A 21,086-nucleotide genomic window follows, 5' to 3' on the forward strand; every position below is an offset into this window, starting at 1 on the left:
ATGAACCGGTGCATCAGATGGGTTCTTATAGGAACAATAATTCTTTTGTTTTGTGGTATCGTCTGCGCAGAGCCAATATCGGGATGGCATCCATCTGCCCGTGATTACTTTACCGTTCCGGGAGTCGGACAGAATACCGGGGATATATCTGTTCCGATTGTTCCTCAGGCAGCGCCTTCTCAATCACACGCCGCAGAAATGAATATGAGTTCTTCTGTTACTTCTGAATCCCTGGGAAATATTCAAACAGAAGGAGCCACGGAAGCACGAATTCTGGTCAGATATAATACTTCTGAAGTATCTGCCCTTGCGGATGTACAAATTGAAGGAGTGGCATTACAACAGGATTTAGGTGATGCACTTCCTGGTCTTGCTTTATTTTCGACAAAGGGGAGAAATGAGGATGAAGCGATAAAAGCGCTGTCTTCTCTTCCAGGAGTACTCTATGCAGAACCGGATTATATCGTGTCAGTAGACAACACACCTAATGATCCAGAATTTTGGAGGCAGTGGGGCCTTTCAAACAACGGACAAGTCTACCGGGAAGGAATTCCTCCAGGAACTACAGGTTCTGATGGAAAATTTTTAAATGCCTGGGACATCTCAACCAGTTCCGGAGATGTTATAGTTGCAGTGCTTGATACTGGTGTTGACTATACGCATCCTGAACTTGCTCCAAATATGTGGACTGGTCCTTCCGGAGAACATGGATACAATGTTATTACGGACACACCAGATCCCATGGATGATTTTGGGCACGGAACTCATTGTGCAGGAATCATTGGTGCTTCCGGAAATAATGGAATAGGTATAACCGGGGCAGCCTGGAAGACGAAAATAATGGCTGTAAAAGCTATTGGTTCAAATGGAAAAGCGTATATTTCAGATATAATCAAAGGGATCGAGTATGCGGCGGCAAATAATGCCGATATTATAAGTTGCTCTTTTGGTGGAGGAGATTATTCACAATCTTTGTATGATGCAATATCTGGCTCGCACGCTCTCTTTATTTGTGCTGCGGGAAATAATGGGATGAATAATGATCAAAAACCATATTATCCAGCTTCCTATACGCTGTCAAATATTATCGGGGTTGCTTCTACAGCCGCTGATGACACGCTCTTTCCCTCCTCAAATTATGGAACAAGTGTTCATCTTGCAGCTCCGGGAGGTCATATCTACAGCACAATGATTACACGACCTGGTGGTAACAGGTATGCGTACCTGAATGGTACATCACAAGCGACCGCTCTTGTTGCCGGAATGTCCGCTCTTGTCCTGGATAAGGATGCAGATCTTACTCCTCAAAACATCAGAACTCTATTCATTGAAAATTCTGACAAAATTCCTGCATTGAACGGAAAGGTTGCAGCCAATGGCAGAGTAAACCTTACTGCAGTCATGAATTTGTTTTTGGAAAAGGATGAAATTGTCCTCAAATCCGGATGGAATTTTGTATCCGTTCCACGACCCCTTGCAGCAGGAAGTGACACCGCTATGATATTTGCAAAGGTAAGTTCAGGAGGTCATTCTGTGTTGGAATATATCAATCCTGATGGATGGAAACCTCTCAAAGGGTCGGATCTCATCACAATTATGACTGGATACTGGGTTTATTCAACAAAAGACGACACTGTGCCCTTAAAATACAAGAATTCACCTGAACCTGTCAGAAAATACATAAAATCAGGATGGAATACATATGGATTGCCCTCAAAAGAATCCATAGCCGCAAAAACCGCTCTTAATTCAATCCAAAGTATCTGGAAATATGTTGTCGGATACGATTCATCTCTTCAAAAATATGACACTCCTATTATGAATGGAGGCCAGGGAGATCAGGATGATGATCGGATGCTCCGGCCATTTCAGGGATATTGGCTATATAGCGCTGGGAATGGCGAAATATCCGGATAACTTTTTATGATTGATAATTCCTGATGATGAGTTCATTTATAGAGCCCCGCTTCTCTCCAACAGAATTAATGAACCGTTTGGCCTGCACCCGTTCAATGAGATAATTCTGATAGAGATCATCAAAAAAATGATCTTCTGGATCTTCATTTCTGGGATCAGAATTGCTGAGCATAACCTTGGCTCCAACCTTATCAACTGTCTCAAAGAAGTCACAAAGACGCAGCTGGTCCTGCTCTGAAAATCCCTCTTTTGAGTACCCGGTAAATGAAGACGTTTTATTTAACGGTCTGTACGGGGGGTCAATATACACAAATGATCGTGTATCAATATAATCAATGCATGAGCGAAAATCGCCATGAATAATGGTGGTATTTGTTAATAAGTTGGAAACCATCAATAGGTTTTTCTCATTTACAATTGATGGGTTTTTATATTTTCCAAAAGGGACATTAAATTCCCCTTTTGAATTTAATCGGAAAAGGCCGTTAAAGCAGGTCTTATTAAGGAATAATAACTGGGTTGCCCGGTTAATTGTTGCTTCTCCATATTGTGAATAGTCAAAGGATTGTTTTTCGTTATTTAATGCATTACGTATTTCGTAAAACATATCCGACTGTTCAGAACTGTCACAAGTATCATATCGGTTCTGCAGGATTTGCAAGCGTTCAATGAGGGGGTGAACATCCTTCTTTATAACTTGCCAGGTTAGTATCAATTCATCATTTATATCACAGATTATTGCTTCTTTTATTGGAAATAACTGGGCAATGTAAAAAAAAACTGCTCCTCCACCGACAAATGGTTCAATATATCTTGTTAATTTTCCATTTTGCAGTTCTACCGGAAACCGTGGATCAAATTCATAGAGTAACTGGCTCTTTCCTCCAGCCCATTTAAAAAAAGGCCTTGCATATTCATCATCACCCTTCGTTCGCCTTCCACGGATAGATTGCATAAGCTGTTTTCTGTCTTCTTTCATTCCTGTCCATAGTTAAGTACCCATTATGAGAGATAATTCGGACGGATTATATTTGTTCGATCTAAATGTATAACAAATGAAGAATTTTTTTTATCTGGTTCTGGGTCTGGTAATAAGTGGCCTTATAATGGTCATGCCCGAATCTGTCTTCATATCCTGGGAAATTCAGGCTACGGCAGCGGTAACGGCACTCATGATCATCTGGTGGATCACTGAAGCAATTCCTATTCCTGCTACAGCATTAATCCCTCTTGTCGGGTTCCCGCTGCTTGGAGTTCTGACTCCTGCTGAAGCATCGGCACCATATGCAGATAAAACAATATTCCTTTTTCTTGGTGGATTCATCATCGCCGCATCTATGCAGAGATGGAATCTTCACCGGAGGATTGCACTCTCTATTATCCTTCTGACCGGCACAAGTCCTAAACGGATAATTCTGGGATTCATGATTGCAACAGCTTTTATCTCTTTATGGATATCGAACACTGCCACCGCAATGATGATGATACCAATTGCGATTGCGATAATCGGGACAATTGGTATTGATGCATTTAGAGAAATAAAGGGTGACGAAGGAGGACTTGATTTTGCAAAGGCTTTGGTAATATCCATAGCATATGCTGCATCGATTGGCGGGCTAGGGACAATTATCGGTTCTCCTCCGAATGGAATTTTTCTTGCACAACTCAAGACTTTATTTCCTGATGCACCCACAATTGGATTTGTAGACTGGATGCTGTTTGGAATTCCTTTGGTGGCTCTTTTTATTCCGTTAACCTGGATATGGCTTGTCTATGGACCATATCGTCATCTCCCTGCACAATTGCCTCATAGCAGGGAAATCATAATTGAAGAACTGAAAAAACTGGGGGCAATGTCACATGGAGAACGATGGACCCTTATCGTTTTTGTGATGACAGCACTCATGTGGATTTTTTCAGGGACGAAGAAAATTGGAGATTTAACCATTCCTGGTCTTGATATAATCTTTCCTGGAATAGATGATTCAACAATAGCAATGTTTGGAGCTATTCTGCTTTTTCTGCTTCCGGTTAGCATAAAAAACCGTGAATATACGATGAACTGGGAGTCGGTTTTAAAAATTCCCTGGGGTATTCTTATCCTGTTTGGTGGGGGAATCTGTTTATCTAAGGCATTTATTAAGTCCGGGCTGGCTGATGAACTGGTGCGTCATCTGACTGGTTTATCTGTTCTAGATGTCTTATTCATTGTCTTATTGGTTGCAATATTGGTATCATTCTTGACAGAAGTGACCTCCAATACTGCAATCGCATCAGTAATGATGCCAATTTTAGCAGTAACCTCAGTAAGCCTGATGATCAATCCAATTTTATTAATGCTTACTGCTGCCCTTACTTCATCTCTTGCGTTCATGCTCCCAGTTGCAACCCCACCAAATGCAGTTGCATACAGCACCGGATTTCTTTCGATGCGGGATTTGATGAGAACTGGTTTTATACTGAATATTGTCGGGATTCTCATAATAACTTGTTTTATGTACACCCTTGTGCTTTGGGCCCTTGGCATTTCATTTGATTTACCTGCATGGGCAATAACTCCATAATATTATTGAGAAGATATTATATTCTTCTTAAAATTTTTAAATCTGAATTTATTAGGTGGTTTTTCTTTTGTTTCCTTCATATCAGAGGAAACTAATTAATAAACGGGGTCCGAGGTACTGAGAGGCTGACAGGGTATCCGCTCTACAAAGAATCATTGTGAATCAATAGTGCTGGATCTATGTCTTAGCTTTCAATATTCGATTATATTTGTCCTGGGAGTAAGAATGGAGGTTATATTGAAAACTAAACTATTAATGACTGGTTTGCTTTTATGTGTTATATTATCCGGGATTGTTGTTGGTGACAGACTTCCCACACAGGTACCAGAAAACCAGAAAATTTCCATTTCCACGATTATTGATGTGGTCGGATTTGTCTCTGACAGTTCATATATGTCAAGGACAATTGATTCATCTGAAACGCCTGTGACTACTGCACAATTAAGTAGTGGGTCAGCAGCAGATGCATATCCATTGAGTACGAACCAGGTTCAGGCTCTTGCCGCAGCCAAATCGTCTACTTCCGGACTTACCTATTCAACCGGAACATATGACAATTCGGTAATCCTCAGTTCACTCACCGTGCCTGATTACATGCTTGATGATCTGGCATTTCCAGACATCGCTGCAGATGATCCCTGGTGGGGTAAGACATGGCAGTCTATCATGAACTTGCTTGATTCGTCTTCCTATTCAAAGACACAGGATACTGAATATGGCAGTATTCATAACAGCCGGCTAATTCCGGGTGAATCAATCGCTATCGTCACGTTTTCTGATAGCATCCGCACAAATGGTGGCCATCTTATGCTGAACAAGCAACTTGACTTTGACTCCCAGAATAAGGGCCAAGGACTCAACAACCTTGAGGTCGAGAAGGTACTCACGTATGAAAGCATTGATGGTTCATTCCTTGTGGGGAGTGAAGAATGGAGTCTGGATGTTGCAGGTAACTACGCTGAAACGGATGATTCAATACGGTGTGTATTTGCATCTGCCCAGGACAGTGTCATTCCGGCTTTCTGTAATGTTGTAAAAGCAAAGAGTGAACTAATAAACTTTAATAGTGGGCAGGTCTCGACAAAGGGCGGAATTCGTGCCGTTGCTGCATCGAGCGATGTTCCGGCTGGTTTGTTCTACCAGATTGCTGTTACTCCGGTACCTGGTTCTGATTCTGGCTTTGCAGATGGAACGGTAAAAACACAATTTGCTGGTTCTATCATGGAGGCCCGCGGTACATCAGATAGTCCTTCGGCAACCAATCAATGGTCAGACAAGACTTCGGTATCCGGTGGAATTAAGAACTTCCAGAAGACATTCGGGTATGAATCTGGTTTGAAAATATAAGCTCGACCAAAAAAACTTTTTTGAGTCGATCGTTACTCCTTAGAGAATGTACAACCAGATAAAAAACCAATTCTGCTGTCCCACATTGGCACTAGTATTGAACTAATCGGTGTTTCATACCCCAATAATCGGAAAAAGGTAATATTTGGTATAAATAAATCGGTTTAAATGTAAAATTATTTGTATTAGTGGGTTAATTTGATTTTATTTCCTTTAATCCTGATTACTTCCATCTTTTTGAGATCTTCAATTACCTGATTCGTAAACTCAGGAGAAATCTTGTAGGAAATATAAATCTGTTGTTCTTTTTGAATCTCGGTAGATGCCTTGTCAACTTCTTCTAATAACTCTTCTATGGTTCCTGCTTTTGTAACATGAAGGATATTCATGATATGCTCAACCATCTCCTGCTTTATGATGATTGAGTTTATAGCATGTAAAATAAAGTCTTCAGAAACATCATAACATTCAAGTTCTTCTTTTAACCGGTCAAAATCAATCCGTGCAATTAATTCAGGGCCAGTTTTAACTTTATAATCTACTTCCGCAAGAATTTTGTGAATTATTGAAATATTATAGGTTTTAAGATCCTCTTCTTCTGGAATAAGTCCGCTGGATACAGCAGATGAAAAAAGTAACTCTTCAACCGGTTTTATTTCTTTATATACAAGAGCCCCATCCTGGTATTCTACGACGTTATTATCTATCAGGACTCTATTTTTCATCATGAAAGCAACCATTGATGAGAATAGTTCACTTGTATCTTCTTCTGATTCAGGTGCTTTGTATGCAATATCTCCGATATTTTTTCCTGTAAGACCTTCGATGGCGTATTCACGTTGCAGCTGAATAAGTTTTATTATTTCCTGAACCTCTTCAAGATCTGTGTTCTCATCATCATAGGATATATCTTCTTCCGACTGAATATCTGCTTCTTTTTGTAGGTCATTTTTCAGGTGATCAAGATATGCAAACAAGTTATCATATGTTCCTTTAATAAAAATGGAGATTGATGTCTCAGACACAGGTTCAATTCTTGCTGAAATCCCCTCTTTCCTGAAAAATTTTACTAATTGTTCAGCGTCTTCTGGATCAGAGAAGGTAAATGTATGACCTAGTACCATACTCATATGTCAATCCATGAGATAATAAGAAGGTGGGATTGAATTTTTTTATGAGTCCTATTAAGAACCTCTCCGGAATAATTCGGATGAAAATGTAAGCAGGTTCAAGATATATCCTGTCTAACCTTCTTTCCCATGTATAGTCAGGCCGGAAAATCTATCCTCCTGCTCATTTCTTCTCTTGCGTCATTTCTTGTTCCATATACCGTTTCATCACTGAATGTGGCCCTTCCTGCTATAGGATCCGATTTTAGTCTTGATGCTGTTACCCTCGGCTGGATCACTACAGCGTATCTTCTTATAGCTGCAGTCTGTATGCTCCCTTTTGGAAGAATTGCCGATATATACGGGAGAAAGCAGATTTTTATTGTTGGTAACCTGATATTTGCGCTTGGTTCTCTCATCGCTGCAATGTCCTGGTCTGGTTCGAGTATTATTGCGGCCAGAATGATACAGGGTCTTGGGGGAGCGATGGTGTTTTCTACATCAATGGCACTTGTAACAATTGTCTTTCCTCCAGGAGAACGAGGAAGAGCAATCGGAATTGTTACTGCCACAGTATATGCAGGATTGTCACTTGGACCAGTATTAGGGGGTATTTTAACTCAATTGTTTGGGTGGCCCTCAATATTTTTGATAAATGTTCCTTTAGCCCTGATCGTAGTTATCTTATCTCTAAAATATCTCAAAGGGGAGTGGACTGACTGTGGAAAAACCAGATTTGATTATGGTGGAGCGATCCTGTATGGTTGTATGGTATTGGGGATCATGTATGGTCTGACGCAGCTCCCCTCTCTCATAGGAATTCTCTGGATTGTGTGTGGTATTCTCGGGGGATTTTTTTTCGCACGATGGGAAAAAAAACAGGAAAAACCCCTCATTCATCTACAGATATTCAGAACAAACCAGACATTTTTATGCTCAAATATTTCTGCCATGATCAATTATGCTGTCGTATTTGCAGTAGGTTTTCTTGTTAGCCTGTCCCTGCAATACAACCGTGGTTTTGATCCAGCAACAACGGGAATGATTTTATTAGCCCAGCCGCTTGTCCAGATGATCGTATCTCCTATATCAGGTAGATTATCAGATACGACAGAACCTGCAGTAATTGCAACCCTTGGCATGGCTATTACAACAATAGGGCTTGGTATTCTCCTCATTGTCCTCCCGGCATTCTCCCTTATCTTTATCCTAATTGGACTTGCAGTGTTGGGCCTTGGGTATGGGCTTTTCTCTTCTCCAAATACCAACGCAATTATGAGTTCTGTTCATGCACAGGATCTGGGAATGGCATCAAGCATGGTCTCAACGATGCGGTCGATGGGGCAACTCATCAGTCTTGCGATAGCCATGATGGTTTTTTCTTTTATCATCGGGACCGTGGAAATTACACCAGATGTATATCATCAGCTTGAGCAAAGTACCGAGTTTATTTTCATAATTTTTATTATTCTTGGTATATTTGGTATTTTCACCTCATACATCCGTGGGACTGTGCGGGGAGGAGAAGAATAAATGTGATGTGGTTTTTTATAGAATCCATTCATGTCCATATTTCTTCAAGTAATCCCGACGTTCTTTGTAATCCGGCATCAGGTTCTCAACAACACTCCAGAATCGGGGAGAATGGTTTGGTTGAACTTTGTGAGCCAGTTCATGAACGATAACATATTCGATAATGGCTGGAGGGGCCATACATAGTCTGATATTAAGGACTATACTATGAGAAGTGCAGGTGCCCCATTTGGTCTTTTGATCTCTGGTTTTTAACGGAGGGGCGGGTATTTGTAAGATCTGTGCATACCTGATTACATGAGGCAGAGAAAACTCGATTAAAGCACCAGAGAAAAAGGAAGATAATGCGTTTTTCACAAATTCTTTTTCATGAAATTCTAAAAAATCAATAGGTATGGTAACAATCAGTTCCTGGTTTTTTCTCAAATAATGACCTTTTTGTCCTTTGGTAATCCGAATGATAAGCGAATCGCCCATAAATGGAATGGTTTCTCCGTCACAATACTGGCGTTCGGATGGAAGAGGACGATTACTTTGAATTGTATGTTTATAGATCCAATCTGCTTTTGCTTCTGCAAAAGATTTGAGCTCTGCGATCGGAACATGGGTCGGTGATACGACACTCACCTCTCTATTTCGATTTATTTTAATAACAATCCGCTTTGCCCGATGGGATCGTTTTATCTGATATGGAACTATTTGGCCATTGTATGTTATCATTCCTCCTTCATCGCCTGCAATTGGAGAATGAGTGATTGAATTATCTGGTGAATTGTTCTTCTGAGCAGGTAGTATTCCAATTCTTGGAGCAATCCATGCAGACTCCCTTTTTATAAAGGTAATGATGTCTGCCTTTTTCGTATCATAGGGTGCTGATACTTCAAGTTTTCCTGTACCATGAATTCGTAGTGTAATTCTTTTTGTCCTGGTATTTCTTCGAATTAGGTACGGAACTTCGGCATCGTATATCTGAACTGTACAATCTTCAATTTCCGGTGGACAATCTGGTCGTGATTTGAAATATTCCCAGTATATCCAATCTTTCTCTGATTCTAAAAGATCAATTATCTCTTTCTTTGGAGTTAAACCTGGAACTTCAATTTCCAACCTCCCGTCATGATATATAAAAATCATGGGGGATTTTCTTCTTCTGTTGAGTACGATTTTGTAAGGGATGTTTGTATCTCTGACTAAAAAAATTCCCGTATCCAATATTTCCTCTTCTTTTTTCATACGTAATGTGGAGTTTGCTCTATTGCTTCAGAGTGCGTCCAATTTTCTTCTCAATGGTTGTTTCTTATGTCAATAATAAGATATGGTTATTTGAATGGTCATCAAACTTGGAAAGTAATTTGAGTATCCTTTTTTTTCGTTATAATCAGGATTATCTGAAATTGAGTTCTCGAAATATGAAATTCCTCAAAATTATATTCTACCAGGTCATAGTATGAGAAGATGGTTCATTATCTTTACTTGTATGTTCTTGACACCATGGCAGACTGGGAATACGGATATATCCTGGCTGAATTGGTCTCCGGAAGGTTTTGTAAATCAGACGTGAATTACGAACTAGTCTTATGTAGTAATTCAAAAGAAAAGATTAGAACTATGGGAGGTTTCATCCTGCAACCAGAAATTTGCCTAACAGACATTCAGTCGGATAAGGGTAATGTGCTTATCCTTCCCGGAGGAGATACCTGGCTGGATGTTGCCCATGTTGATGCTTTGCAATGTGTAAAGGACTTATTGAAAACTGATTTGGTCATAGCTGCGATATGTGGAGCGACTTTTGGGCTTGCCTCCGTTGGCATCCTGAATGATCATAAGCACACAAGTAATGATCTGTCAGTATTACAGGCGGTATGCCCGGATTATTCAGGCAGGTCATTGTTTATGGAAAACCCTGCTGTCACCGATGGAAATCTCATTACCGCAACAGGGCTCGCTCCGGTGGATTTTGCTTTGCATGTTTTTCAACGACTTGATGTAATGCATAAAGATACCCTGAAAGCATGGTACAATCTCTATCAGACCAGGGATCCTAAATTCTATCATGATTTAATCAATTCTTTGGATCCCGATTCTAGAATACAGTTTTCATAATATTATGAAAAAAGATAGTAAATGTCTGAATTCTTATAAATTATTGATATTTTAAGAGTTGTGAGAGATACAATCTGGCCCATGCATATCCAAGTATTCCTCCCAGTATGTCACCTGCGACAATTCCCCACCAGATTCCATGTTCTCCGTACCCAAGAGTTATACCAAACACATATGCAAATACAGCGATAAATATCAGATTTCTGAAAAGATTCAGGGTGAGTGAGGTGATCCCTTTCCCAACACCCTGAAAGAGTGAACATGACATTATCCCCGGTGAAACAAAAGGATAAAAAAAGCACATCGTCGCTAGAAATGCCGCTATTGATGGTGCCAGATGAATGCTCTCCGGTGAATATGTGAAAATTGAAGCGATCTGTGATGAAAAGAACCATGTCAGAATAGAAACACCCATTGCAACTATAAGTCCTAATTTAAACGAATAATTGAGAATTATCGGGAGCTTTTCATATCTTCTCCCCCCAAATGCTGCTCCGGCCACAGAAACCACAGAAGTTCCGATTGCTGCAAGTGGAATTATTGCAAATATTACAACTCTCCATCCGGCTGCATATACAGCAACAGCATCAGTTCCTGCAACACGAACCAACAGTCCATTAATGATGATTGCAAGAACCGACATTAAGAAAAATTCAAAACTTGCTGGAACACCAACACCAAGTATATCCCGGATGGTTTTCTTTTCGTAATAAAAGGATTTTTTTGATACGGTAACAAAGGTGTCTTTCTTTCCAAAAAACCAGTATATGAGTACAAGTGTCACAAAAACCTGAGAAATTACCATACCCCAGGCAGCTCCTGCAATACCCAATCCTACAGAATAAATAAGCAGGGGATCGAGTATCATATTCATCACCGCAGAAACGGCCATTATATACATAGTTCGTTTTGTATCGCCTTCCGCTCGTAATATAGCAGATCCGACATTTGTCAGAAGAAGTAGAATGGTACTGGCAAAGATAATTCTTCCGTATTCCCCTGCAAGACCAGCTGTTTTTCCGGCACCAAAGAGAAGGGCAATCTCTTCTGTCCATAATACCAGAGGAATTGTAGCAAGTGCGGAAATGGCAACCGTTAAAAGAATCGCATGGACTGCTGTGTTATTCGCTCCTGCATGATCTCCTGCACCAATTTTTCGGGCAATTGCAGATGTTGTTCCTGCTCCAAGACCATTGCCAAGACCAATGATGACTAGGAATAATGGTGAAATAAAACCGACTGCTGCGAGAGCATCTGATCCAAGTCCTGCTACCCATATTGCGTTTACAATGTTGTACGTTGAATATAACAACATTGCAATAATCATCGGTCCGGATAATTTTCGGATAGCTTTCTCAGGTTCACCAAGAAGAAGTGCAACTCCTATTGTCTCTTTTTTTCGTGGACCAGAGGTATTCTTATCTGGTGTTATTGATTCTGAAATCAAGATTATCCTTCCACATCTTTTATTGCTAAAATGCTGGATTCTGCGACTTTTCTTAAAAGAAAAAGCATATCCTGCTGTTCTTTGTCTGATATTGAGTTTGTCACCAGTTTTTCCCACTCTCTATCGATTGCTATGATTTCTGGAGCAACCTGATATCCCTTTTCAGTTAAAAATAACCGAAATGCCCGTCGATTATCTGGATCGACATTTTTTGAAACATAGCCGGCATCCTCCATTTTTTTAACTGTACGGGCTATTGTTCCTTTATCAAGGTGAAAATATCTGGCCATGGACTCTTGGATTATATTGGGATGATGAAGTAGACACATAAACACAGGGTACTGCCCAGCAGATAATGCATACGGTTTTAAGCGTTCATTGAGAAAAATCACCCTGGCCCTGTTAATAATTGAAAAAAGAGGTCCCGGTGGGATTGATTCGGGAATAAGAGAAGAGGTCACCTGTACATGTTTGATTGAATAATTTATAATGTTGTCTAAGCAACTGTTGACGATGCAATGATCAGATGAATAGTACAGATTACATGGAAATTTAGATGTCAGGAGATTAATAAAAAAAAGAAAATCGTGGTTTCTAGGTATATATTAACTTAAATGTTTCACTTTCATACAATAATTCTCCAGGACCTGCATCTGCTGCTTCTGATACCGGAGCATATAATTGGAACTTGAGTGCATGTTCCCCAGGTTTTCGATATTCAAGAGGAATATCAAAAAAATTCGTTTCTTTTCCGTCATTGCTCAGCCATTCGTGAACAAGGGATATTTCCTGTTCATCAACAAAAATTTTTGTGATTACTTTTTGTCTTTTCTTTGAATCATGACGTATCTGATAAAAGAATCTCGAATCACTCACAGGTGTGGTAAGAGCTTTTTGGGGATCAACATCTCCAGCCTTGGTAGTCCAAAATCCATGAATTGCAATCTGCATTTTACACCCTATCGTTAGTATTAGTGTATGTGTGTAATAAAGGTCATCATCAGAAAAGTCCGGGCATTTCTCAGGAAATATTACTCATATGAAAATAAGGGGTGATCTACAGTTCTTGAGTGATGAAATATGTGTTTTCCGGAGTATTGATTAAAATTGTATCCTTCACTGTACTGAGAGAAATAATTCCATCATGTATTGCCCGATGATGAGAAATACAGGTTACAATCATGTTATGAGCACAGTCTTCTCCCTGTTTTGACAGAGGGATGATATGGTGAACTTCAACAGGTTTTTTTAGATCTTCTCCTGTTGCAGAACAAATCTGACAGGTGTTATGGTAATATTGCTTCACCAGATATGCAAGAAAACGGTTTCTCCTCGTCTGCATTGGCAAAATCCTCATCTCTTCTTTTTTGATAATAGAAAGAAGATCTCCACCTGCTTTTACATATGCTGAATAAATTTGATGATACCGGCGTTCTGAGGGAGGGTGCGTTATGGTTCTGGCTGCCTGGATTAATGATTCTTTGGAAAGATTTTTCGGATTTATTGATCCAGATTGTTCAGGAAAAACGTCCAAAAGCCGAAGGAGAAGAAGTGGATCCTCTCGACGGAGTCTGTCCTGGATTGTCGGTTTACTTAAGATAGCATCAAAAACGTTTTTTGCAGTTATTGGGATAAGACCAAATTTTACCCACCATTCCAAAATAATCCCCAATTCAATCTGATCACAGATCAAAAATTTTAATTTGCCCCGCCTGTTAAGTACCATATTTGCCAGTGCATCAGCGGCGTTTAGATTGATGAGGTTTTGAAGCTCTGGATATATATGAAAATGAATCCGGATTATCTCTGCAATCCATTCAAAATCTGATGAATATGGTCCCTGAGCTTTATGAAACAAGAATTCAAGAAATGCAATAGAATATGATGGAGCACCAAGTATGGTCTGTTCTGACAGTGGATCATGCTTTGTACATTCTTTAATTGCAATATGTGCACCATATTCTGGCTGAATCTCACATGATTTGGATCTGTTTAACACAGTCTCGAAACAGTTGACATGGTCCTGCCATCGCATACTCCTCATGCTGTCATCAATGAAACTGGAATCGTGTTCCTACCGAGCTAAGAAGAAACTGTTCTGGCATTTCCTTTGCCATTGAAACCTGGGCTTCCCACCCTGTACAATGCATGGGGATAATATGATCCGGATGAATTGTACACAGATCTGATATGGTTTGAGGGATTATTTTGCTAAAATATGGACCGGATAAGTGAAATCCTCCCATAATTGCATGAACAGGAGCAATGCCTGTAATTTTTTGTGCATACAGAACTGAATTAACAATTCCTGCATGAGCACATCCGGAAACAATTATGAGTCCTTTATTTTTCAGATTGAGGACAAGAGATTGATCGTCCCGGAATGGATCTTTTACATAATCCCCTTTTTCAAATGTTTCGAGTACAGGAGATCCCTGTTCATAGGATGTTATCCGTTCAATCTCTCCGGTGAGCAGAATATGTTGATTACAAAGAAGGGATGGTTTCTCTGATAACGCTAATATACCACCTGCATGGGTGACCTCGTCTCGTTTCATTGTTGGGAGATCAGTGTACGAGCCATCAACGAGTTTTTTTCGTCTGGGTGCAAATGATGCCGGATGAAGATTTACTGGCAAACGACATGATGATGCCCTCAGTACTTTATCTAATGCTCCGATATGATCAAAATGCCCATGACTTATTACAATTTCTTCAATATCATCCAGATTTAATCCCAGAACATCCGCATTTTTAAATAATGCAATCTCTGATGCTCCTGCATCCATCAGAATCGTATGAGTTTTCTGACCGTATGTAATCTGAATTAATAATGACAGGCCATGTTCTGCAAGCAGGGTTCTTCCATGAGATAATTTCGGTCGGTGAACACTTGAATCATCTTCAATTAATAGAAGATCAGTATAGTTATCAACCAAAACAGTTATCTCAATCCGATCAACGGGGTGCAATACATATTTCATATTGGGTATAAAATCTCCTATTTTATTTCTCATTTGAGGAAATTTAAGTGCTTGTTTTCCATCAGGTTAATGTATCCCTTTCTGATAATCAATTATGTTCACACTCATTCAAAAGTACAGGTAAAAATCTTATGCTCATGTAACAGAAGTTATATATTCTATAATGACAATAAGAGAATTGTAACCTGCCAGTTGGTAATCGGTATAAGCCTGGCAGATATTTTATCGGATGGGTGCATGAGTTGAAAATAGCCTTGAACTACTCATCAATCACCATCCGAACACATTTTCTATTACTATTACATTCATATTCTCCGATCGGTTCTTTTCTACACAATGATAATGGAATTTATTATATATATGGGCATTAACATTCATACTATGGCCTTTTGATAAATAATCTTGTATTCATAGAGTTGTTCGTGTATTTTGATAAATTTCTAACGGTTTCCCATTAAACAAAATAGTAGGACCCTGACGTGAAATCTGGTAGGAAAATTAATGATCAATCCCTTTTACTGGTTGGCTAAACAGATTACTGAACATCCTGTCCGTGTGGCCTGGATTGCTGTCATTATTTTTTTAATTGCTCTGTATGGAACCACATTAATTACCATGCAGACAGGTAATGATGCCTATTTAGACAAAAATACCCCTCGTGGGGCATTATTAAACCATTATATTGACACATATGGTTCAGATGCAATAATGGTCATCATAGAGTCTGATGATGTAACCAATGTGGATACACTATGGTATATTGATAGACTTATAAATCACATCCAAAACCAACAGTCTGTTGATCAGACATCAGGGATTGTTTCACTCTTGAAACAGGGAAATGGAGGGGTATTACCACGTTCATCAGCAGAAATTACCCAATTACTCAGAAGATCTCCACCAGAACTGATTCAGCGGAACCTGCCTTCAAATATGATGACCCTGAGTATCATTACTCTCACCCCTGGACTCTCCGATGAAAAGCAGAAACAGGTTCTCAATAATATTCAGACCATAGTAAAGAGATCAAATCCTCCACCCGGGGTGTCTGTGACTTTATCCGGAGAACAGGCATTTGATGAGGAGATGGGCAGGGAAATGGGATCTTCAATGGGATCTCTGATAATAGCTGCCATGATTCTCATGATCATAGCAGTACTCGCTCTTTTTTCTCATGTGCGATATGCACTCCTCCCTGTGGCAATTGTTGCCAGTGGATTGATACTGACTTTCGGTCTTATGGGACTGACCGGAACTCAAATCAGTATGGTCGTAATAGGAGCATTTCCTGTTTTGATTGGGATAGGGATAGATTATGCGATTCAAATGCATTCGCGACTGGATGAAGAGATCTATAAATCCTCCCTCACAAAAGCCGTTACAACAACCATTACAAAAACCAGTCCATCTGTGCTAATTGCTATGCTTGCGACATCTACCGGATTTATCGCGATGATTTTTGGACCTATTCCAATGGTTGGGGATTTTGGGATAACCTGTACATTCGGAGTAATGTCCTGTTACCTTGCTGCCCTCATAATTGTCCCGGTCTTTGCAATGCTTGTACATTACCGGGGAAAAAGACAGGATATGAGGATGAATGAGAATAGCGATTCTCATCTTATGGTTGATGGGCCCACTTCTTCAGATTTGAAACAAAAATCTTCTCTGATAGACAGGTACGATCGGATGCTCGGGCGAATTGCATTTAAAATTTCTAAACGCCCTGTTCCAATTTTGATTTTCGTCTTTATTATTGCAGCAGCGGGTTTCACACTCGACAATGAAGTTCCCATCAGTGCTGATCAAAAAACTTTTGTTCCCTCTGATATGCCGGCTTTACTTGATATGAATAAAGTAACCAGAACAATGGGATCAACAACTACAGTCCCTATTATTCTTTCTGGAGATAATGCTCTCCAGCCATTAATTTTTAATTGGATTCATGATTTTGGAGCATATGTAGTTGAGAAAAATAGTAAAATTACTGGCGTTACAAGTATTGCCACCCTTGTCCTTGATTACAATAATCAGACCCTGCCTCGGACTCCTTCTGAAATTTCCAGCATCATTGAATCCATTCCTGAGGAATATAAAAATAGATATTTGAATGGGAAAAATGAAGCAGTCCTTGAATTTACTACAATCGATATGGAGCTTTCTCAGGCGAGAGATCTAATCAAGGTCATACGAAAAGACATGGAATGGTATCCTTCTCCTCCGGGGCTTACGGTCAGGGTTACCGGATCACTTGAAATGTTTAGTGCCCTGATGGATGATATAGCCCGATCCAAATCACTTATGACAGTACTTGGTTTTGTTTTTATTTTTGGATTTTTATTGCTCGTTTATCGTCGGATATATGCTGCATTACCACTTATCCCAATTATAGTCATCGTTGGATGGAATGGTGCGATCATGTACCTCTCTGGTCTTGATTACACCCCGCTTACGGCAGTTCTCGGTTCGATGACCATAGGAGTTGCATCAGAATACACAATTCTCATTATGGAACGATGCGAGGAGGAGTTATCACGTGGTCTTACCCTCCATGATGCAATAGCAGTCAGCGTTCAAAAGATAGGAACTGCAATTACTGTATCTGGGCTTACTACAGTATTCGGATTTGCAGCACTTATGTTGTCTGAGTTTAACATTGTTGCAAACTTTGGGATTACCACTGTTATTACAGTTGGTTTTTCCCTCGCAGGTGCAATACTTATTATGCCAGCAGTTATCTCTCTTGCTTACCAGAATCGGGATTATGGTGAGTATATTTTTCAACATGGATGAGCAGATTACTACCCACCACATGGCACCAGATAGATGTCTGGTAACAGATCATTACTATTATAGCCTTATATGTCATGTTTTAATGAGGCATGATGATCTCTGTCCTCTACGTAGATGACGAGTCAGATTTTTTATTCCTGGTAAAAAAATTTTTAGAAAATGAGCCCGATTTGTCAGTGGATACAACATCGACAGCCCAGGAAGCTTTGGCGAAGCTTGACACGAAATCATATGATGTAATCGTTTCAGATTACCAGATGCCAGGAATGGATGGCATCCAATTTCTTCAAAAGGTAAGAACACTGTATGGCTCTATCCCTTTTATCCTTTTTACAGGGAAAGGACGTGAAGAAGTTGTCATTACCGCATTAAATTCAGGTGCTGATTTTTACCTCCAGAAAGGTGGCGAGGTTGTATCACAGTTTACAGAACTGGCTCATAAAATTCGTCAGGCAGTAGAACGAAAACGGGCTGAAGATCGTCTCATTGAGAGTGATCGAAGATTTAGAAAGACTCTTCAGACGATGAAACTGATTGCTTTCCAGCTTGATAATGACGGGAAGGTTCTGTTTTGCAATGATCACCTCCTTAACCTGACCGGATGGAATAGAGAAGAATTGATGGGGCAGGATTTTTTTGCGATAGCTGTACCTGAAAAACTGAGAAAAGTAAAGAAAGAACTCTTTCAGGATGCGATGCAAAAAGGAACAATCTCGCAACATGAAGAGATGAAACTTCTTCTTCGAAACGGAGATATCCGGGATATTGATGTTATGAATACTGATCTCCGGGATGAACATGGGGCTCTTATCGGCTACATGTGTATCGGAGATGATGTTACAGAACGTAAGTTTGCACGAAAAGAGTTAGCGGCCTGGCGTAATCGATATAAAATTGTCACAACCTCGATCGGACTTGTTGTGTATGATTATGATATGGCCCATGATCGAATCATTATGAGTGAAAATGCTGAATCGGTCTTTGGTTATTGTTATAATGAGATCAGTCAGGGATTTGATCAGTGGATCTCGCTTGTCCATCCGGATGACAGGAAAGATGCTCTCGAAGCTTTTCATGCGGTCAAGGCAACATCCGGTGGAGGAAATGTCAGGTATCGATTCAGACATAAAGATGGGCATTATATCTGGATTGAAGATCGTGTATCGGTTCCAGATCTTCGTGACCCTACCAGGCTCATGGGTATCATGGCAGATATCACTGAAAAACAGGAGGCTGAAGAGGCACTCCGTTTTAGTGAATCAAAACTTAAATCTGCAAATGAGAAACTGAGTCTTTTAAGCTCAATAACACGGCACGATATTACCAATTCGCTCAGTGCAATGCAGGGTTTTCTCTCACTCATGGAAGATTGTGAATGTCATGAATTACCCAACTTTATGAACAAGTTGGAATTAATAATTGACTCAATCCAGGCCCAGATAAATTTCTCACGTGAGTATGAACAGGTAGGAGTAAAAGAGCCGAAATGGTTTAAAGTGCAACAACTCCTGGCAGTTACTCCTTCGGAAAATATCCGTCTTGTGTCGCAAATTAATCCAGATCTTGAGATATTTGCTGATTACATGGTCCCAAAAGTGTTCTATAATCTTTTATTGAATGCTCAAAATCATGGAAAGCATGTAACTTTCATAGAAGTCTCCTCGCATGAGGAGTATGGTAATCTGGTTATAGTCTGGCAGGATAATGGAATAGGTGTCCCCTTGAGTGAAAAAGAATTGATTTTTTCATACGGATATGGGAAAAATACCGGATTTGGATTATATCTTATCACAGAAATATTAAAAATAACTGGTATATCCATTCGGGAAAATGGTGAAGAAGGGAAAGGAGCTAGATTTGAAATAAAGGTTCCTGCAGGAGGATTTCGGTTCTGTTCACAAGCATGTCAAACGAGTCAATAATCCTGTAATTTTATCTTATCACTCATTTCCGTTTCGCCCCTCCAGAAAAATTGCAAATATTCGGTTAAAATACAATTCAACGTTATTTTTTGATATTGATATGCCACAATGAACATCTATAAGAACCATTTCCCAGCTATCAATGAATCGACGCGGCACCTGAAATTGTCAGACATGATGGGAATATTATTCAGAAAATATAGAAAAACATTATATGTGTGGACCGGTTTTCCATATATTACTGATGATATAAAACCGATTTAATACTCGTTTTTTCATTAAAGAAAGATAAATTAACGTCTTTTAATATTACCTTCAAATAGGGTCAGACGCATGTCTGCCGTCATTCCATGAGTATTTTAATCTTTAAAGAATTATTCGCCTGCCGTCTGAAATCGCCTCATTTAATCTTATTTTTTAAAAATAAGCAATATTGGGTGATTTTGAGATTTATAAAAATATTATCACACACATCTTCAGACCTGTTAAATACTCATCCGGGAGGTCTTGTCTCTATGACACTGACGAGTGATATTGAACCACCGGGTGATGATCGTGATGAACCCATGATATATTTCTCACCATCGGTCGTAATTAGAATGGTTCCTTTTATATCTGTTCGGTAAATTTCTGCTCCAAATGCTTCAAGCCCCATTGTTGTTGCTTTGTTTGGTCCTTCGGTTTCTCTTCCTACACTAATAATAGCCACTTCTGGTTGTATTGATTGTATGAATCGTGCATTGTATCCATCCCGAGATCCATGGTCTGCAACCCGGATTATCTGAATTGGATCAGTTATATTGATCTGAGGATTTGGATTTTGGGATAAGAGCAGGGTAGAGATTTTTCCAACGGTAATTTTAATAATTGCATCTCTTGTCTGAGTTGCGTCTTGAATGATTTCAGGAATGACTTCAATTGTTCCTTCGTTCCCAAATGGAATAACCTCTCCTGAAAGAAGAGGAGTATGTGGAATGGATTCATTTCTGATATGAGAAGTTATCCGGTTATAGTATGGGAGATCTGATTTTCCATAATCCCTATATTCATGGACCTTCGTTCTGTTCATGACCTCAAGGATTCCACCGGTCTTTTCACTGGAGATACCTGACACTAATAAGAGACTGATATCTGTAATATTATGTCCTACTAGATATGATGCCGTTGTGTTTCTTTCAGGTCCGGCATCGATGAGAATATATGAATCATTGTTTTCGATGAGAACCGCATCTCCTGTTCCGACATCAATGACATGAATTTTCGTCTCCTCCCCATACGCAAATGAACTTAATAATATGAGGAAAATTACCACGAAAAGATATGGATTATGACATTTTACCATATGACCCTCACGACTCTTTTTTGTA

Annotated in this window: 16 protein-coding genes; 7 read left to right on the forward strand and 9 right to left on the reverse strand. The window is 39.6% G+C overall.

The window, feature by feature from the left end; all coding sequences use genetic code 11:
- Nucleotides 1–1,917, forward strand: a complete 1,917-nt coding sequence (locus KSK55_RS12170; RefSeq protein WP_218607060.1) for a S8 family peptidase — start codon at nt 1–3, stop codon at nt 1,915–1,917.
- Between the two features lie 4 nt (nt 1,918–1,921).
- Here KSK55_RS12170 and KSK55_RS12175 read toward each other — a convergent pair whose 3' ends face one another.
- A complete protein-coding gene (locus KSK55_RS12175) occupies nt 1,922–2,896 on the reverse strand; it encodes a DNA adenine methylase (RefSeq protein ID WP_214419362.1) in 975 nt (324 codons plus the stop codon).
- Between the two features lie 76 nt (nt 2,897–2,972).
- Between KSK55_RS12175 and KSK55_RS12180 the strand changes: the two genes are divergently transcribed.
- On the forward strand, nt 2,973–4,481 hold the full coding sequence (locus KSK55_RS12180; protein ID WP_214419361.1) for an SLC13 family permease: 1,509 nt from the start codon (nt 2,973–2,975) through the stop codon (nt 4,479–4,481).
- 225 nt (nt 4,482–4,706) lie between these two features.
- The gene (locus tag KSK55_RS12185) at nt 4,707–5,828 is read left to right on the forward strand and encodes a hypothetical protein (protein WP_218607061.1); all 1,122 of its coding nucleotides are present in this window, start codon (nt 4,707–4,709) and stop codon (nt 5,826–5,828) included.
- 185 nt (nt 5,829–6,013) lie between these two features.
- On the opposite strand, the gene KSK55_RS12190 is transcribed toward KSK55_RS12185, so the two are convergent.
- Complete coding sequence (locus KSK55_RS12190) at nt 6,014–6,952, reverse strand: hypothetical protein (RefSeq protein WP_214419359.1); 939 nt, start codon at nt 6,950–6,952, stop codon at nt 6,014–6,016.
- 135 nt (nt 6,953–7,087) lie between these two features.
- On the opposite strand from KSK55_RS12190, the gene KSK55_RS12195 reads away from it, so the two are divergent.
- The gene (locus KSK55_RS12195; RefSeq protein ID WP_218607062.1) at nt 7,088–8,470 is read left to right on the forward strand and encodes an MFS transporter; all 1,383 of its coding nucleotides are present in this window, start codon (nt 7,088–7,090) and stop codon (nt 8,468–8,470) included.
- Nucleotides 8,471–8,485: 15 nt separating this feature from the next.
- Here KSK55_RS12195 and KSK55_RS12200 read toward each other — a convergent pair whose 3' ends face one another.
- On the reverse strand, nt 8,486–9,604 hold the full coding sequence (locus KSK55_RS12200) for a M48 family metallopeptidase (RefSeq protein ID WP_218607063.1): 1,119 nt from the start codon (nt 9,602–9,604) through the stop codon (nt 8,486–8,488).
- Nucleotides 9,605–9,925: 321 nt separating this feature from the next.
- Here KSK55_RS12200 and KSK55_RS12205 point away from each other — a divergent pair, with 321 nt between their 5' ends.
- The gene (locus tag KSK55_RS12205) at nt 9,926–10,573 is read left to right on the forward strand and encodes a DJ-1/PfpI family protein (RefSeq protein WP_218607064.1); all 648 of its coding nucleotides are present in this window, start codon (nt 9,926–9,928) and stop codon (nt 10,571–10,573) included.
- Nucleotides 10,574–10,613: 40 nt separating this feature from the next.
- On the opposite strand, the gene KSK55_RS12210 is transcribed toward KSK55_RS12205, so the two are convergent.
- The 5 genes from KSK55_RS12210 to KSK55_RS12230 all read right to left on the reverse strand — a co-directional run bounded on the left by KSK55_RS12210 (nt 10,614) and on the right by KSK55_RS12230 (nt 15,004).
- Nucleotides 10,614–12,017, reverse strand: a complete 1,404-nt coding sequence (locus KSK55_RS12210) for an MATE family efflux transporter (protein ID WP_218608944.1) — start codon at nt 12,015–12,017, stop codon at nt 10,614–10,616.
- A 5-nt stretch (nt 12,018–12,022) separates the two neighbouring features.
- Nucleotides 12,023–12,349, reverse strand: a complete 327-nt coding sequence (locus KSK55_RS12215; protein ID WP_250545301.1) for a MarR family winged helix-turn-helix transcriptional regulator — start codon at nt 12,347–12,349, stop codon at nt 12,023–12,025.
- 265 nt (nt 12,350–12,614) lie between these two features.
- On the reverse strand, nt 12,615–12,971 hold the full coding sequence (locus KSK55_RS12220; protein ID WP_218607066.1) for a hypothetical protein: 357 nt from the start codon (nt 12,969–12,971) through the stop codon (nt 12,615–12,617).
- A 106-nt stretch (nt 12,972–13,077) separates the two neighbouring features.
- Nucleotides 13,078–14,055 carry an HNH endonuclease signature motif containing protein gene (locus KSK55_RS12225; protein WP_218607067.1) on the reverse strand — a complete coding sequence of 326 codons (978 nt, stop codon included), beginning with the start codon at nt 14,053–14,055 and terminating at the stop codon, nt 13,078–13,080.
- Between the two features lie 16 nt (nt 14,056–14,071).
- A complete protein-coding gene (locus tag KSK55_RS12230; protein WP_218607068.1) occupies nt 14,072–15,004 on the reverse strand; it encodes an MBL fold metallo-hydrolase in 933 nt (310 codons plus the stop codon).
- A gap of 501 nt (nt 15,005–15,505) precedes the next feature.
- Between KSK55_RS12230 and KSK55_RS12235 the strand changes: the two genes are divergently transcribed.
- The gene (locus tag KSK55_RS12235) at nt 15,506–17,797 is read left to right on the forward strand and encodes an efflux RND transporter permease subunit (RefSeq protein WP_218607069.1); all 2,292 of its coding nucleotides are present in this window, start codon (nt 15,506–15,508) and stop codon (nt 17,795–17,797) included.
- Nucleotides 17,798–17,886: 89 nt separating this feature from the next.
- Nucleotides 17,887–19,719, forward strand: coding sequence for a PAS domain S-box protein (locus tag KSK55_RS12240; RefSeq protein WP_214419350.1), 1,833 nt, complete (start codon nt 17,887–17,889; stop codon nt 19,717–19,719).
- 493 nt (nt 19,720–20,212) lie between these two features.
- Here KSK55_RS12240 and KSK55_RS12245 read toward each other — a convergent pair whose 3' ends face one another.
- On the reverse strand, nt 20,213–21,061 hold the full coding sequence (locus KSK55_RS12245; RefSeq protein ID WP_218607070.1) for a ComEC/Rec2 family competence protein: 849 nt from the start codon (nt 21,059–21,061) through the stop codon (nt 20,213–20,215).
- Nucleotides 21,062–21,086 lie beyond the last annotated feature (25 nt).

It is taken from the genome of Methanospirillum hungatei (assembly GCF_019263745.1).
GTDB classification, from domain to species: domain Archaea; phylum Halobacteriota; class Methanomicrobia; order Methanomicrobiales; family Methanospirillaceae; genus Methanospirillum; species Methanospirillum purgamenti.

Excerpts from the sequence above, each read along its gene's own strand:
- KSK55_RS12170 (WP_218607060.1), top strand. The coding sequence starts at position 1 with ATGAACCGGTGCATCAGATGGGTTCTTATAGGAACAATAATTCTTTTG.
- KSK55_RS12175 (WP_214419362.1), bottom strand. The coding sequence starts at position 2,896 with ATGAAAGAAGACAGAAAACAGCTTATGCAATCTATCCGTGGAAGGCGA.
- KSK55_RS12180 (WP_214419361.1), top strand. The coding sequence starts at position 2,973 with ATGAAGAATTTTTTTTATCTGGTTCTGGGTCTGGTAATAAGTGGCCTT.
- KSK55_RS12185 (WP_218607061.1), top strand. The coding sequence starts at position 4,707 with ATGGAGGTTATATTGAAAACTAAACTATTAATGACTGGTTTGCTTTTA.
- KSK55_RS12190 (WP_214419359.1), bottom strand. The coding sequence starts at position 6,952 with ATGGTACTAGGTCATACATTTACCTTCTCTGATCCAGAAGACGCTGAA.
- KSK55_RS12195 (WP_218607062.1), top strand. The coding sequence starts at position 7,088 with ATGTATAGTCAGGCCGGAAAATCTATCCTCCTGCTCATTTCTTCTCTT.
- KSK55_RS12200 (WP_218607063.1), bottom strand. The coding sequence starts at position 9,604 with ATGATTTTTATATATCATGACGGGAGGTTGGAAATTGAAGTTCCAGGT.
- KSK55_RS12205 (WP_218607064.1), top strand. The coding sequence starts at position 9,926 with ATGGTTCATTATCTTTACTTGTATGTTCTTGACACCATGGCAGACTGG.
- KSK55_RS12215 (WP_250545301.1), bottom strand. The coding sequence starts at position 12,349 with ATGTGTCTACTTCATCATCCCAATATAATCCAAGAGTCCATGGCCAGA.
- KSK55_RS12220 (WP_218607066.1), bottom strand. The coding sequence starts at position 12,971 with ATGCAGATTGCAATTCATGGATTTTGGACTACCAAGGCTGGAGATGTT.
- KSK55_RS12225 (WP_218607067.1), bottom strand. The coding sequence starts at position 14,055 with ATGCGATGGCAGGACCATGTCAACTGTTTCGAGACTGTGTTAAACAGA.
- KSK55_RS12230 (WP_218607068.1), bottom strand. The coding sequence starts at position 15,004 with ATGAAATATGTATTGCACCCCGTTGATCGGATTGAGATAACTGTTTTG.
- KSK55_RS12235 (WP_218607069.1), top strand. The coding sequence starts at position 15,506 with ATGATCAATCCCTTTTACTGGTTGGCTAAACAGATTACTGAACATCCT.
- KSK55_RS12240 (WP_214419350.1), top strand. The coding sequence starts at position 17,887 with ATGATGATCTCTGTCCTCTACGTAGATGACGAGTCAGATTTTTTATTC.
- KSK55_RS12245 (WP_218607070.1), bottom strand. The coding sequence starts at position 21,061 with ATGGTAAAATGTCATAATCCATATCTTTTCGTGGTAATTTTCCTCATA.